The organism is Paraburkholderia largidicola, assembly GCF_013426895.1.
Taxonomy (GTDB): Bacteria; Pseudomonadota; Gammaproteobacteria; order Burkholderiales; family Burkholderiaceae; genus Paraburkholderia; species Paraburkholderia largidicola.
Window position 1 is genome coordinate 1,440,061 of record NZ_AP023174.1, and the last position, 13,559, is coordinate 1,453,619.

The 13,559-nt window shown below is 65.0% G+C and carries 11 protein-coding genes; 5 read left to right on the top strand and 6 right to left on the bottom strand.

Translation table 11 applies throughout. The features are described from left to right. Positions 1–94 precede the first annotated feature (94 nt). The gene (locus tag PPGU16_RS06435) at positions 95–586 is read left to right on the top strand and encodes a glutathione peroxidase (RefSeq protein WP_180722176.1); all 492 of its coding nucleotides are present in this window, start codon (positions 95–97) and stop codon (positions 584–586) included. 7 nt (positions 587–593) lie between these two features. Here PPGU16_RS06435 and cls read toward each other — a convergent pair whose 3' ends face one another. The 6 genes from cls to dapC all read right to left on the bottom strand — a co-directional run bounded on the left by cls (position 594) and on the right by dapC (position 7,030). Further along, on the bottom strand, positions 594–2,033 hold the full coding sequence (gene cls, locus PPGU16_RS06440) for a cardiolipin synthase (RefSeq protein ID WP_180722177.1): 1,440 nt from the start codon (positions 2,031–2,033) through the stop codon (positions 594–596). Between the two features lie 310 nt (positions 2,034–2,343). Further along, positions 2,344–3,231 carry a 50S ribosomal protein L3 N(5)-glutamine methyltransferase gene (prmB, locus tag PPGU16_RS06445; protein ID WP_180722178.1) on the bottom strand — a complete coding sequence of 296 codons (888 nt, stop codon included), beginning with the start codon at positions 3,229–3,231 and terminating at the stop codon, positions 2,344–2,346. A 15-nt stretch (positions 3,232–3,246) separates the two neighbouring features. Next, a complete protein-coding gene (dapE, locus tag PPGU16_RS06450; protein ID WP_180722179.1) occupies positions 3,247–4,386 on the bottom strand; it encodes a succinyl-diaminopimelate desuccinylase in 1,140 nt (379 codons plus the stop codon). A gap of 133 nt (positions 4,387–4,519) precedes the next feature. Beyond that, positions 4,520–4,888: an ArsC family reductase gene (locus PPGU16_RS06455; RefSeq protein WP_180722180.1), complete on the bottom strand. Its 369-nt coding sequence runs from the start codon at positions 4,886–4,888 to the stop codon at positions 4,520–4,522. Between the two features lie 2 nt (positions 4,889–4,890). Continuing rightward, positions 4,891–5,718 (bottom strand): 2,3,4,5-tetrahydropyridine-2,6-dicarboxylate N-succinyltransferase, encoded by an 828-nt coding sequence (dapD, locus tag PPGU16_RS06460; protein ID WP_035990804.1) that lies wholly within the window; start codon positions 5,716–5,718, stop codon positions 4,891–4,893. 94 nt (positions 5,719–5,812) lie between these two features. Continuing rightward, complete coding sequence (gene dapC, locus PPGU16_RS06465) at positions 5,813–7,030, bottom strand: succinyldiaminopimelate transaminase (RefSeq protein ID WP_180722181.1); 1,218 nt, start codon at positions 7,028–7,030, stop codon at positions 5,813–5,815. Positions 7,031–7,308: 278 nt separating this feature from the next. Here dapC and PPGU16_RS06470 point away from each other — a divergent pair, with 278 nt between their 5' ends. The 4 genes from PPGU16_RS06470 (at position 7,309) to PPGU16_RS06485 (ending at position 13,547) form a co-directional block, all read left to right on the top strand. Beyond that, positions 7,309–7,479: a hypothetical protein gene (locus tag PPGU16_RS06470; RefSeq protein WP_180722182.1), complete on the top strand. Its 171-nt coding sequence runs from the start codon at positions 7,309–7,311 to the stop codon at positions 7,477–7,479. Next, entirely contained in the window at positions 7,476–8,453 is a 978-nt protein-coding gene (locus PPGU16_RS06475) for a DMT family transporter (protein WP_180722183.1), read from the top strand. The genes PPGU16_RS06470 and PPGU16_RS06475 overlap by 4 nt, the downstream gene beginning before the upstream one ends. Positions 8,454–8,620: 167 nt before the next feature. After that, a complete protein-coding gene (gene smc / locus PPGU16_RS06480; RefSeq protein WP_180722184.1) occupies positions 8,621–12,139 on the top strand; it encodes a chromosome segregation protein SMC in 3,519 nt (1,172 codons plus the stop codon). Positions 12,140–12,308: 169 nt separating this feature from the next. After that, positions 12,309–13,547, top strand: a complete 1,239-nt coding sequence (locus PPGU16_RS06485; RefSeq protein ID WP_180722185.1) for a cell division protein ZipA C-terminal FtsZ-binding domain-containing protein — start codon at positions 12,309–12,311, stop codon at positions 13,545–13,547. Positions 13,548–13,559 lie beyond the last annotated feature (12 nt).

Here is a 13,559-nt window from a genome sequence, read left to right on the forward strand (position 1 = left end):
AGACTGCGCAGCGCATGCTCAGGCATTGGCCGATCGGCCAGGTGGCGCGCGGCATCGAAACACCTACACTAACGACATTCCTGGAGGGCGAAATATGGCAGCGGACAACACTTCGATTTATTCCTTTTCGGCGAGCACGCTGGGCGGCGAGCCGGTCGGTCTCGACCGCTACGACGGCAAGGTGATGCTGATCGTCAACACGGCGAGCGAATGCGGGTTCACGCCGCAATACGCGGGCTTGCAGAAACTGCACGAGCAGTATGCGGCGCGCGGACTGCAGGTGCTGGGCTTTCCGTGCAACCAGTTCGGCAAGCAGGAGCCCGGCGACGCCGCGCAGATCGGTGCATTCTGTGAAAAGAACTACGGCGTCACGTTCCAGATGTTCGACAAGATCGATGTCAACGGCCCGGACGCGCATCCGCTGTTCAAATTTCTGAAAGACGAGGCGCCCGGCGTGCTCGGCATCGAGGCGATCAAATGGAACTTCACGAAGTTCCTCGTCGACCGCAGCGGCAAGGTCGTCAAGCGCTACGCGCCCACTACGAAGCCCGAAACGATCACCGACGACATCGAAGCACTGCTGTAAGCACGCGTCACAGGATCGGCGCGAAAAGCCGCGCGACATGCATCAACACGCGCCGCAGCGCCGGCGCGTTGCGATACTCGCTGCGGTCGATCTCGAACGATTCAGCGAAGTCGCGCAGGAGCATCTCTTCGACTTCGAGCGCAAAGCCGTGGTCCACGGTCAGCACCATGATCTCGAAGTTCAGGCGGAACGACCGGTTGTCGAGATTCGCGCTGCCCACGGCCGCCGCGACGTCGTCGATCAGCACCACCTTCTGATGCAGAAAGCCCGGTCGGTAACGGAACACGCGCACGCCCGCGCGTATCGAGTCGTACGCGTAGAGCTTGGACGCCTCGAACACCACGCGGTGATCGCGCCGGCTCGGGATCAGGATGCGCACGTCGACGCCGCGCAGTGCCGCGAGCCGTAAGGCCGCGAACACGGCTTCGTCGGGCACGAGATAGGGCGTGGTGATCCAGACGCGCTCGCGCGCCGCGTTGATCGCTTCGACGAAGAACAGCGAGCAGGTCTCCTGCTTGTCGGCCGGCCCTGTGGGCACGACGAGGCAGTGCATGCCGTCGCCGGGATTCGCGGGCGGCGGCGAATCGAAGTGCGGCAGATCCTGCGTGGCCCAGTACCAGTCCTCCGTGAATACGAACTGGATGCTGGCCACGGCGGGGCCGCGCACTTCGATATGCGTATCGCGCCACGGCGACAATGGCGGCTTGCCGCCCAGATACTCGACACCGACGTTATGTCCGCCGACGAACGCACGCTCGCCGTCCACCACGACGATCTTGCGGTGATTGCGGAAGTTGAGCTGGAAGCGGTTGACGAACTGCCGGTTCGTCGCGAATGGATGCATCTGCACGCCGCCCGCGAGCAGCGACGCGACATAGCGATGCGGCAGGTCGAAGCTGCCGATGCTGTCGTACAGCACGTACACGCGCAGGCCTTGCGCCGCCTTCGCGAGCAGCGCGTCCTTGAGCATCTCGCCGAGCGCGTCGGCGCGCACGATGAAGAACTGCACGACGATGTAGTGCTGCGCGTTTTCGATCGCATCGAGAATCGCCGCGAACGTTGCTTCGCCGTTCACCAGCGTGCGCACCTGGTTGCCAGGCAGGAACGGCATGCCGGACAGGCGCGTGAGCGAGCGCACGAAATGATGGCCGAGCGCTTCCGTCGGACGGCCGTGCGACGAGGCTTCCGTGTCCCATTCGGGCGGATGCGCACGCGTGCGTAGCGTTTCGTTTTCGAGGCGGCGCGCGTCCGCGTAACCGGCGAACTTGCTGCGCCCGAGGAACAGATACGGAACCAGCGTCAGATAGGGCATCGCGACGAGCGATACCGCCCACGCGATCGCGCCTTGCGATGTGCGGGTGTGCAAGATGGCATGGCAAGCTGCGATCACGCCCAGCGCATGGGCGAGAAACACGAGCGTGCCGATGTGAAGCAGGTCGAATTGCATAAGCGTGCGAGCGATGGCCTTTCCGCTGCGCGTGGTTGACTTCGTGGCGGCACTTGTCGAGGCCGGGCTCGTTTACTTTCCAGGCTACAGAAGTTGGCTACATTGCCGGGCTACAGCAGCGCGGTCGCGCTCATATTACCGAAAGCGCTAGCGTCGCGGTCAGCGCGGCGTCAAAGCGTGAGCGCTTTTGCGCAATTCGATGCTTATGCACATCGAATGCGCGAGCCCAAAAGCACACGACGCACGGCGCCCAGGCGGGCGGCGTGCGTCGTGCAGTGCGACGATCAGAAGCTTGTGACCGTCGAATCGGTCAATTGCCGGGCAAATCGCTGGCCTGGATCAGGAACACGTTGTCGTCGCCGGCGCTAGTCGACATCCAGACGAGATCGAGGCCGCCGAACGCCGCTTCGACATGCTCGCGCTCGTTGCCAATCTCGATGACCAGCACGCCTTCGTCCGTCAGCCAGTTGCGCGCATCGGCGATGATGCGACGCACGATATCCATGCCGTCCGCGCCGCCCGCGAGCGCCATTTCCGGCTCGTGCTTGTATTCGGCGGGCAGGGCCTTCATCGATTCCGCGTTCACATACGGCGGATTCGTGATGATTACGTCGTAGCGGCGCTCGGGCAGCGGCGCGTACAGATCGCCTTCGAAGAGTGCGACGCGCTCGTCGAGCTCGTAGTCATGGACATTGCGCGCTGCAACTTCGAGCGCGGCAGGCGACAGGTCGACGGCATCGATATCGGCATTCGGGAAGGCGTGTGCCGCGAGGATCGCGAGACAGCCGGAGCCCGTGCACAGTTCGAGCACCGCGCCAACCTGTTCGGGGTCCTCGACATACGGCTGCAACCCATCCTGCAGCAGCTCGCCGATGAACGAACGCGGCACGATCACGCGCTCGTCGACGTGGAAGCGATAGCCGTGCATCCACGCTTCCTGCGTGATGTAGGCGGCGGGCACGCGATCCTTCGCGCGCCGCTCAATCACTTTCAGCACCGCGTCGATTTCTTCGGACGTGAGGCGCGCATCGAGAAACGGCTCGAGCAGATCGATGGGCAGATGTAGCGTGTGCAGCACGAGATACGCGGCTTCGTCATAAGCGTTCGATGAGCCGTGGCCGAACGCCAGACCGGCCTGGTTGAACTGCGATACCGCGTAGCGCAGCACATCGCGAACCGTGGAAAACGGATGAGTCATGGTCTGGGCCCTCCGTCAGGCGATCAGTTGTTCGAGCACACGTCGATAGACGTTCTTGAGCGGCTCGATATGTGCAACTTCGATATGTTCGTCGATCTTGTGGATGCTCGCATTCAACGGACCGAATTCAATCACCTGCTTGCAGATGCGCGCGATGAAACGGCCATCGGACGTGCCGCCCGTCGTCGACAGTTCCGTCGTGAGGCCCGTTTCGGCGTGGATCGCCGTTTCCAGCGCATTGGACAGCTCGCCGCGCGGTGTCAGGAAGGGCAGGCCGCTCACGGTCCACTTCAGGTCGTACTCGAGGCCATGCTTGTCGAGAATCTGATGCACGCGGCTTTGCAGCCCTTCGACCGTGCTCGCCGTCGAGAAGCGGAAATTGAACATCACTTCGGCGTGACCCGGAATGATGTTGGTCGCGCCCGTGCCGCTGTGCAGGTTCGAGACCTGCCAGGTGGTGGGCGGGAAATATTCGTTGCCTGCGTCCCAGTGCTCGGCGACCAGTTCGGCGAGCGCGGGCGCGAGCAGATGCACCGGGTTCTTCGCGAGATGCGGATACGCGATATGCCCTTGCACGCCCTTGACGGTCAGCTTGCCCGACATCGAGCCGCGGCGGCCGTTCTTCACCATGTCGCCGAACTGCGCGCTCGACGTCGGCTCGCCCACGACGCAATAGTCCAGACGCTCGCCGCGCGCTTGCAGCGCCTCGACGACCTTCACGGTACCGTCCGTTGCCGGGCCTTCTTCGTCGCTCGTGATGAGCAGCGCGAGCGAGCCGCGATGCTGCGGATGCGCAGCGACGAACTCTTCACTCGCCACCACGAAGCCGGCAATCGATGCCTTCATGTCGGCGGCGCCGCGTCCGTACAGCTTGCCGTCGCGATGGGTCGGCTCGAAGGGCGCGGACGTCCATTGATCGAGCGGGCCCGTCGGCACGACGTCGGTGTGGCCCGCGAACGCGAGCAGCTTGCCGTCCTGGCCCGCGCTGCCGCGCTTGACGGCCCACAGGTTGGTCACGCCGTTCGATTCGATCGTTTCGCATTCGAAGCCGATCGCCGACAGGCGCTCGATCAGCAGGCGCTGGCAGTTCTGATCGTCGGGCGTGACGGACGCGCGGCCGATCAGGGCTTCGGTAAGGGCAAGGGTGCCGGACATCGATTCAGTTCCTTCCAACCAGCAGATGAGACGCGTGGCCAACCCGCAGCCACGCTTGAATCCAGGGTGAAAAAATGCCGGCCCGAACGGGCCGGCAACAGCTTTTGCATGCGTGCGCCGATGCGCAGAAAACTCAGGCGAACAGCGACGCGTAGTTGTCCGCGGAAAAGCCCAGCGTCTTCACGCGGCCGTTCACGACGATCACGGGCCGCTTGATGATCGACGGTTTGTGGATCATCAGCGCGATTGCGCCGGTGGTCGTGTCGGCTTCGGCCTTGTGCACGTCCGACAGGCCGCGCCAGGTCGTGCCGCGCTTGTTGATGAGCTGATCGAGCGGCACATCCTTCAGCCAGTCCTGGATCAGCTTGTCATTCACGCCGGCCTTCTTGAAGTCGTGAAACTCGAACTCGACGCCGTGTTCCTCGAGCCACACGCGCGCCTTCTTCACGCTGTCGCAATTCGGAATGCCGTAGACGACGGTCGTAGCGGAAGCGCGTGCCACGATCAGTCGCCTCGCAGCAGTTCGTTCAGGCCGACCTTTGCGCGCGTCTTGGCGTCGACCTTCTTGACGATCACCGCGCAGTACAGGCTGTGCGAGCCGTCCTTCGACGGCAGGTTGCCCGCCACCACCACCGAGCCCGCCGGAATGCGGCCATACGTGACTTCGCCCGTTTCGCGGTCGTAAATCTTGGTGCTCTGGCCGAGGTACACGCCCATCGAAATGACCGAGTTCTCTTCGACGATCACGCCTTCGACGACTTCCGAGCGCGCGCCGATGAAGCAGTTGTCTTCGATGATGACGGGGTTGGCCTGCAGCGGCTCCAGCACGCCGCCGATGCCCACGCCGCCCGACAGGTGCACGTTCTTGCCGATCTGCGCGCACGAGCCGACGGTGGCCCACGTATCGACCATCGTGCCTTCGTCGACATACGCGCCGATGTTGGTGTACGACGGCATCAGCACGACGTTCTTCGCGATGTACGAGCCACGGCGCGCGATAGCGGGCGGCACGACGCGGAAGCCGCCTGCGGCAAAGTCTTCAGCCGTGTAGTTGGCGAACTTGGACGGCACCTTGTCGTAGAACTGCGAGTAGCCGCCAGCCGGCATCGGCGCGTTGTCTTCGAGGCGGAACGACAGCAGCACGGCCTTCTTCAGCCACTGGTTGACGACCCAGTCGCCGTCCTTCTTTTCGGCGACGCGAAGCGCGCCCTTGTCCAGTTGCTCGATGGCATGTGCGACGGCTTCGCGCACGTCGGCGGGCGCGGCCTTCGGCGACAGGTCGGCGCGGTTGTCCCAGGCGGTATCGATGATCTGCTGAAGTTGTTGCGACATGTTCGTGGTGCTCTTTCGAGAAGGTTGAAATCGGAAAGCGGGTGAGGGCGGAGCGCAGCGGCGGCGCTCCATGCGGCGTGTGATCCTGCTGGCGTCAAGCCTTCAAGGCGCGGCAGAACTCGACGATGCGCCGCGCGCCCTCCGTGCATTCGTCGACGCCGGCGACCAGCGCGAGGCGGACGAAATCGCGGCCGGGGTTCGTGTCGTGCGCGGTGCGCGCGAGAAACGAGCCGGGCAGAACCGTCACATTATAGTCGGCGTACAGGCGGCGGGCGAACTCGTCGTCCGACAGGCCCGTGCGCGCGACGTTCGCCCACAGGTAGAACGCGGCGTCGGGCAGCTTGACGTCGAGCACCCCGGCGAGCATCGGCGTGACGGTCGAGAACTTCTGTACGTACATCGCGCGGTTTTCGCGCACATGCGCCTCGTCGCTCCAGGCAGCAATGCTCGCCGACTGGTAGACCGTCGACAGGGCCGCGCCGTGATAGGTGCGGTATAGCAGGAACTGCTTGAGGATCGACGCGTCGCCCGCGACGAAGCCCGAGCGCATGCCCGGCACGTTCGAGCGCTTGGACAGGCTCGACAGCATCACGAGCCGCTCGAAACCGCGGCCGAGCTTGTGCGCCGCTTCGAGCCCGCCGAGCGGCGGACGCGACTCGTCGAAATAGATCTCCGAGTAGCATTCGTCCGACGCGATCACGAAGCCGTGACGGTCCGACAGTTCGAACAGTTCGCGCCAGTCGTCGAGCGTCAGCACGGCGCCCGTCGGATTGCCCGGCGAGCAGACGTAGAGCAGCTGGGTGCGTGCCCAGACGTCGTCGGGAATGGCCGAGTAGTCGCACCCGAAGTTGCGCTTCGGGTCGCTGTTGGCGAAGTACGGCTGCGCGCCCGCCAGCAGCGCCGCGCCTTCGTAGATTTGATAGAACGGGTTCGGACAGAGTACGATCGCAGGCTCGCCCTGCGCGTTTTTCTTCGGGTCGATCACCGTTTGCGCCAGCGCGAACAGCGCTTCGCGCGAGCCGGACACAGGCAGCACCTGAGTGACGGGGTCGACGGGCGGCAAGTTGTAGCGCTGCGTGACCCACTTTGCGATCGTCTCGCGCAGCGCCGGGGTGCCGAGCGTGAGCGGATACGCTGCCAGACCGCCGAGCGAATCGATCACGGCCTTTTTGATCAGCTCGGGCGTCGGATGCTTCGGCTCGCCGATCCCGAAGCTGATGTGCGCAAGGCTGGCGGGCGGCGTGACGTCCTTGAAGAGCAGATGCAGCTTTTCGAAGGGATAAGGCTGAAGGGAGTCGAGTAGCGGATTCACTTGGCGGTTCGGCGTAGGTTCGGCGTGTTGCAGGACGGACTGTCGGACTGGCACAGGCTGACACAGACGAAAGCGGCGCGCGGCGGCCAGGATGCACAGGCACAAGATGCGATGGCATCGACGCGGCTGCGCGGCACCGGCGACGAGCGATCGATTATAGCGTGTCGGCGGGCCGCGGCAGGGCGCATCGTCCATCTGGACAAGGCTTTGCGGCGACGCAAAGACAATGGGCGCGCCAGACGCGATGCGCCCGGCAAAAAGAAGACAGTGGAGACAGAATGCGGGCAGTCACCGGATGCAACGGTAAAGAATTCAGCGGCAACGGCTGGCAGCGATCACGCGCCGCCGTCGCCGGCAATGAGCAGGGCAACGAGGGCAACAACGGCAACATGCTAGGCAAGGCGGTCAAACAATACACGCGGGACATCGTCGGGAGCATCGCGCGATGAATCTCCCGCTTCGCAACACCTTGGGCACAGCCTGGCCGACGCTCGCGATCATGCTGGGCGCGTCGGTTTGGGGGATGGTCTGGTATCCGCTGCGCATGCTCCACGCGCTCGGCGTGACGGGCACGGCGGCGAGCGCGTTGACGAGCGGCGCAGGGTGCCTGTTCGTGCTGCTCGTGCGGCGCAGCGCGATCAAAACGGTGCGCTGGCACTGGCTGCTGCCTGCGCTCGCGCTGTTCGCGGGCATTACCAACCTCGGCTTCGTGTGGGGGGCGATCCACGGCCAGGTCATGCGCGTGCTGCTGCTGTTCTATCTGACGCCCGCCTGGACGGCGCTATTCGCGCATTTCATCCTGCACGAGCGGCTGACGTGGGCGGGTGCGGCGCTCGCGGCGCTGTCGCTGGCCGGCGCGATGATGATGCTGTGGTCGCCGCAGCTCGGCATTCCCGTGCCGGGAAGTCTCGCCGAATGGGCGGGGCTCGCAGCGGGGATGGCCTTCGCGATGAGCAACGTGCTGATCCTCAAGACGAGCCGCGAACTGCCCGGCATGAAGGCGGAGATGCGCACGGCCGTGATCTTCGGCGGCGCGGCGATTTTCGGCGGTTGCGCGTCGTTTTTCGAAGCGATGCCGGCGCCGCCGACGGACACGCATATCGGCATGGCGGTGTTCCTCGTGCTCGCCATCGGCTTCGTGCTGGCCACGAACAACATGCTCGTGCAATACGGACTCGCGCGCGTGCCGGCCAACCGCGCGTCGATCATCATGCTGTTCGAGATCGTCATTACGGCGCTCACCGCGTGGCTGTTCGCGGGCGAAGTGCCCGGTCCGCGCGAATGGGCTGGCGGCGCGTGTATCGTGCTGGCGTCGGCGCTGTCGAGCTGGGTGCATCGGGCGAAGCCGGCAGAGAAGGCGGACGCCGGCAAGGATGGAAACGCTGACGGCAACGGTAAGAATCGCCCACGCGCGATGGTATGATTGCCCCTCATTGGCCAGCGGTGCAGCGTAGGGCGCACCGCGGCGCCGGAATCGCAGCGGGCTCGCGCTCCGTCGTGCCGTCAGTCGGGGTGTGAACCCGGCGGCGGTCCGCACATGAACTCGCGCGTTCCGTTTCCATAAATTATTTCTCAAACAGCGAAATCGCCGTGCGTCTGACCTCGATCAAACTCGCTGGCTTCAAGTCATTCGTCGATCCCACGCATTTCCAGGTTCCGGGCCAGCTCGTCGGCGTGGTCGGTCCCAATGGTTGCGGCAAGTCCAACATCATCGATGCCGTGCGCTGGGTGCTCGGCGAATCGCGCGCCTCGGAGCTGCGCGGCGAATCGATGCAGGACGTGATCTTCAACGGCTCGACAGCACGCAAGCCGGGTAGCCGCGCCAGTGTCGAACTCGTGTTCGACAACGCCGACGGCCGCGCCGCCGGCCAGTGGGGCCAGTATGCCGAAATTGCCGTCAAGCGCGTGCTGACGCGCGACGGCACGTCGAGCTACTACATCAACAATCTCCCCGCGCGCCGCCGCGACATCCAGGACATCTTCCTCGGCACGGGCCTCGGCCCGCGCGCGTACGCGATCATCGGACAGGGCATGATCGCGCGGATCATCGAGGCGAAGCCCGAAGAACTGCGCGTGTTCCTCGAAGAAGCCGCGGGCGTGTCGAAGTACAAGGAACGCCGCCGCGAAACCGAGAACCGTCTGCACGACACGCGCGAGAATCTGACGCGCGTCGAGGATATCGTCCGCGAGTTGACGGCGAATCTGGAGAAGCTCGAAGCGCAGGCCGTCGTCGCGACGAAGTACAAGGATCTGCAGGCCGAAGGCGAAGAGAAACAGCGCTTGCTGTGGCTGCTGCGCAAGAACGAAGCGGGCACCGAGCAGGAGAAGCAGAAGCGCGCCATCGAACAGGCGCAGATCGATCTCGAAGCGCACACGGCGAAGCTGCGCGAAGTCGAAGCGCAACTCGAAACGCTGCGCGTCGCGCATTATTCGGCCAGCGACGCGATGCAGGGCGCACAAGGCGCGCTGTACGAAGCGAACGCCGAGGTGAGCCGCCTCGAAGCCGAAATCAAGTTCATCGTCGAATCGCGTAACCGCGTGCAGGCGCAGATCGCCGCGCTGACGGCGCAACGCGAGCAGTGGCTCGCGCAGGCGCAAAAGGCCCAGGACGATCTCGAAGACGCCGAAATCCAGCTGGGCGAAGGCGAAGAGAAGGCAGTGATCGCCGAAGAGACGGCGGCCGCGAAGCACGACGCGATGCCTGCGCTCGAAGCGCGCTGGCGCGATGCGCAGTCGCAACTGAACGAGGAGCGCGCTGGCATCGCGCAGACCGAGCAGGCGCTGAAGCTCGAAGCCGCGCACCAGCGTAACGCCGACCAGCAGTTGCAGCAGCTGCAGCAGCGCCAGGAACGTCTGAAGACGGAAGCGGGCGGGCTCGACGCGCCCGACGAGGCGCAGCTCGAAGAATTGCGCATGCAGCTCGCCGAGCACGAAGAGATTCTCAGCGAAGCGCAAGCCCGTCTCGCCGATGCGCAGGACGCGCAGCCGCGTCTCGACGGCGAGCGCCGCGCCGCGCAGGAACGCGTACAGGCGGAAAGCGCGCAGATCCATCAGCTCGAAGCGCGTCTTTCCGCGCTGCGCCAGCTGCAGGAAAACGTGCAGACGGAAGGCAAGGTCCAGCCTTGGCTCGACAAGCACGAGCTGGGCGCGCTGCCGCGTCTGTGGAAGAAGCTGCATGTCGAAGCCGGTTGGGAGACCGCGCTCGAATCCGTGCTGCGCGAGCGTCTTGCCGCGGTCGAAGTGTCGAACCTCGACTGGGTGAAGCACTTCGTCAGCGACGCCCCGCCCGCCAAGCTCGCGTTCTACGCGCCGCCCGCGGCCGGTCAGCCGGTGGCTGCGCCGCCGTCGCTGCGGCCGTTGCTGTCGCTGGTGCGCATCGACGACGCCGGCATCCGCGCCGTGCTCAATGACTGGCTCGGCAATGCCTTCGTCGCCGACGATCTGCCTCAGGCGCTGTCGATGCGCGGGCAATTGCCCGAAGGCGGCGCCTTCGTCGTGAAGGCCGGGCACGTGGTGACGCGCGTCGGCGTGCAACTGTATGCAGCCGATTCCGAGCAGGCGGGCATGCTCGCGCGTCAGCAGGAAATCGAAAACCTGACGCGCCAGGTGCGCGCGCAGGCGCTGCTCGCCGAAGAGGCGAAGGCGGCCGCGATTCGTGCGGAAGCCGCGCACACGCAGGCATCGACTGCATTGACGGAAGTGCGTCAACAGGCAGAGCGCGCGACCCAGCGCGTGCACGCGCTGCAGATGGACGTGCTCAAGCTCACGCAGGCGCACGAGCGCTACACGCAGCGCAGCACGCAGATCAGCCAGGAACTCGAAGAGATCACCGCGCAGATCGACGAGCAGCGCGCGCTGCGTGCCGAATCGGAAGCGAACTTCGAGCGCCACGACGGCGAACTCGCTGAACTGCAGGCACGTTTCGAGGACAACCAGCTCGCGTTCGAATCGCTCGATGAAGAACTCGCCAACGCGCGTAATGAAGCACGCGAGCTCGACCGCGCCGCCACCGATGCACGCTTTGCCGCGCGCAACTCGGCGAACCGCATCGACGAGTTGAAGCGCAGCATTCAGGTCGCGCACGAGCAGAGCGAGCGCGTCGCCGGCTCGCTCGAAGACGCGCGTGCCGAACTCGAAACGATCAACGAGCAGACGGCGCACACGGGCTTGCACGACGCGCTTGAAATCCGTCGCGCGAAGGAAGAGGCGCTGCACGCGGCACGTCTCGAACTCGACGACCTGACCGCGAAGCTGCGTGCGTCGGACGAATTGCGTCTGACTACCGAGCGCGCTTTGCAGCCGCTGCGCGACCGCATCACCGAGTTGCAGTTGAAGGAACAGGCGGCACGCCTGAATGCCGAACAGTTCATCGAGCAACTGACGGCGGCGGGCGTCGACGAGGCCGACCTGCAGGCGAAGCTCACGCCGGACATGAAGCCGTCGTATCTGCAGGGCGAGGTCACGCGCATCAACAACGCGATCACCGCGCTCGGCCCCGTCAACATGGCCGCGCTCGACGAGCTGAAGGCGGCGTCGGAACGCAAGACCTTCCTCGATGCGCAATCGGCCGACCTGACCAACGCAATCGAAACGCTCGAAGATGCGATCCGCAAGATCGACCAGGAAACGCGCACGCTGCTGCAAGGCACGTTCGACCAGGTGAATCATCATTTCGGCGAGCTGTTCCCGCGTCTCTTCGGCGGCGGTCAGGCGAAGCTCATCATGACGGGCGACGAGATTCTCGACGCCGGGGTGCAGGTGATGGCGCAGCCGCCGGGCAAGAAGAACTCGACGATTCACCTGCTGTCGGGCGGCGAGAAAGCGCTGACGGCGACGGCCCTCGTGTTCGCGATGTTCCAGTTGAATCCGGCGCCGTTCTGTCTGCTCGACGAAGTGGACGCGCCGCTCGACGACGCGAACACCGAACGTTTCGCGAACCTCGTGCGTGCGATGTCGGAGAAGACGCAGTTCCTGTTCATTTCCCACAACAAGATCGCGATGGAAATGGCGCAGCAGCTGATCGGGGTGACGATGCAGGAGCAGGGTGTATCGCGGATCGTGGCCGTCGACATGGAAACGGCTGCGGGATTTGTCCAGAATATCGTTTAAACGTCCACCCGCGCGTCGCTTCGGCGGTGCGCGGGTGTTGCCGAAACAGAATTGAATTCGCTGCGCGTCTGCGCCCGCAGCGGCGGCATGTGCCACCCCGGTGACACACGCCAGCCGCGCGAACCCGGCGCCGTGCGCAACGACGAAAAGAATTGCAGATGGAGCGTGCATGGACGAGTTGACACTCGGGTTGATTGGCGCGGGCGCCGTGGTGGTCGGGGGAGTGGTGGTCTACAACGCGTGGCAGAGCGCGAAGGTGCGCCGCAGGATGCCGCGGCCGATGCCCGCCGATGCGGCGGACCCGCTCGTCCGGGACGATCAGATGGAGCAAAGCCCGTTCATCGAGCCGGCGCGCCCGACGACGCGGCGCGAATCCGCGGCGGGCGAGCAGGCCGAAGCCGCGCGCGTGGAGCCGACTTTCGGCGGCGCCGCGCCGCTCGACACGCCGGCGGATATCCAGGCTGAGAACACGTCGCCGAACGGTTTCCCTGAAGATGAAGAGACCGCGCAGCCGGCAGCCGACGTGCCTGCCGACGACGAGCGCAACGAGCCGATTCTGCCTGCCGCCACGACGATCTCGTCGGCGCCGCCGGCCATCGTCGATCGCCGGATCGACTGCATCGTGCCGATCAAACTGTCGTCGCCGGTTGCCGGCGACAAGGTGTTGCCGCTTGCGCAGCGTCTGCGCCGTGCGGGCAGCAAGCCGGTGCATATCGAAGGCAAGCCGGAAGGCGGCGGCGCGTGGGAGCTGCTGCAAAACGGCGTGCGCTACGAAGACCTGCGCGCGGCCGCGCAGCTTGCAAACCGCAGCGGTCCGCTCAACGAACTGGAATTCTCCGAGTTCGTCACGGGTGTCCAGCAATTCGCCGACGCGCTCGACGCATCGCCGGAGTTTCCGGACATGATGGAAACGGTGTCGATGGCGCGTGAACTCGACGGCTTTGCGGCGCAATGCGACGCGCAACTGTCGATCAACGTGCTGTCCGATGGCGCGCCCTGGTCGGCGAACTACGTGCAGGCCGTCGCGTCGCAAGACGGGCTGCTGCTGTCGCGCGACGGCACGCGCTTCGTCAAGCTCGACGTGAAGCAAAGCCCCGTATTCATGCTGCAGTTCGGCGACACCAACTTCCTGCGCGACGATCTGACCTACAAGGGCGGTCAGATGATCACGCTGGTGCTCGACGTGCCCGTCGCTGACGAAGACATTCTGCCGTTCCGCCTGATGTGCGATTACGCGAAGTCGCTGGCCGAGCGCATCGGCGGGCGGGTGGTCGACGATGGCCGCCGGCCGCTGCCGGAAAGCGCGCTGCTCGCGATCGAGCAGCAGTTGATGACGCTTTACGCCAAGCTCGAACAGGCGGGCATTCCGGCTGGCTCACCTGCGACGCGGCGACTGTTCAGTCAGTAAGCGCACGACACC

Excerpts from the sequence above, each read along its gene's own strand:
- PPGU16_RS06470 (WP_180722182.1), top strand. The coding sequence starts at position 7,309 with ATGCGGGCAGTCACCGGATGCAACGGTAAAGAATTCAGCGGCAACGGC.
- prmB (WP_180722178.1), bottom strand. The coding sequence starts at position 3,231 with ATGACTCATCCGTTTTCCACGGTTCGCGATGTGCTGCGCTACGCGGTA.
- cls (WP_180722177.1), bottom strand. The coding sequence starts at position 2,033 with ATGCAATTCGACCTGCTTCACATCGGCACGCTCGTGTTTCTCGCCCAT.
- PPGU16_RS06475 (WP_180722183.1), top strand. The coding sequence starts at position 7,476 with ATGAATCTCCCGCTTCGCAACACCTTGGGCACAGCCTGGCCGACGCTC.
- PPGU16_RS06485 (WP_180722185.1), top strand. The coding sequence starts at position 12,309 with ATGGACGAGTTGACACTCGGGTTGATTGGCGCGGGCGCCGTGGTGGTC.
- PPGU16_RS06435 (WP_180722176.1), top strand. The coding sequence starts at position 95 with ATGGCAGCGGACAACACTTCGATTTATTCCTTTTCGGCGAGCACGCTG.
- dapE (WP_180722179.1), bottom strand. The coding sequence starts at position 4,386 with ATGTCCGGCACCCTTGCCCTTACCGAAGCCCTGATCGGCCGCGCGTCC.
- dapD (WP_035990804.1), bottom strand. The coding sequence starts at position 5,718 with ATGTCGCAACAACTTCAGCAGATCATCGATACCGCCTGGGACAACCGC.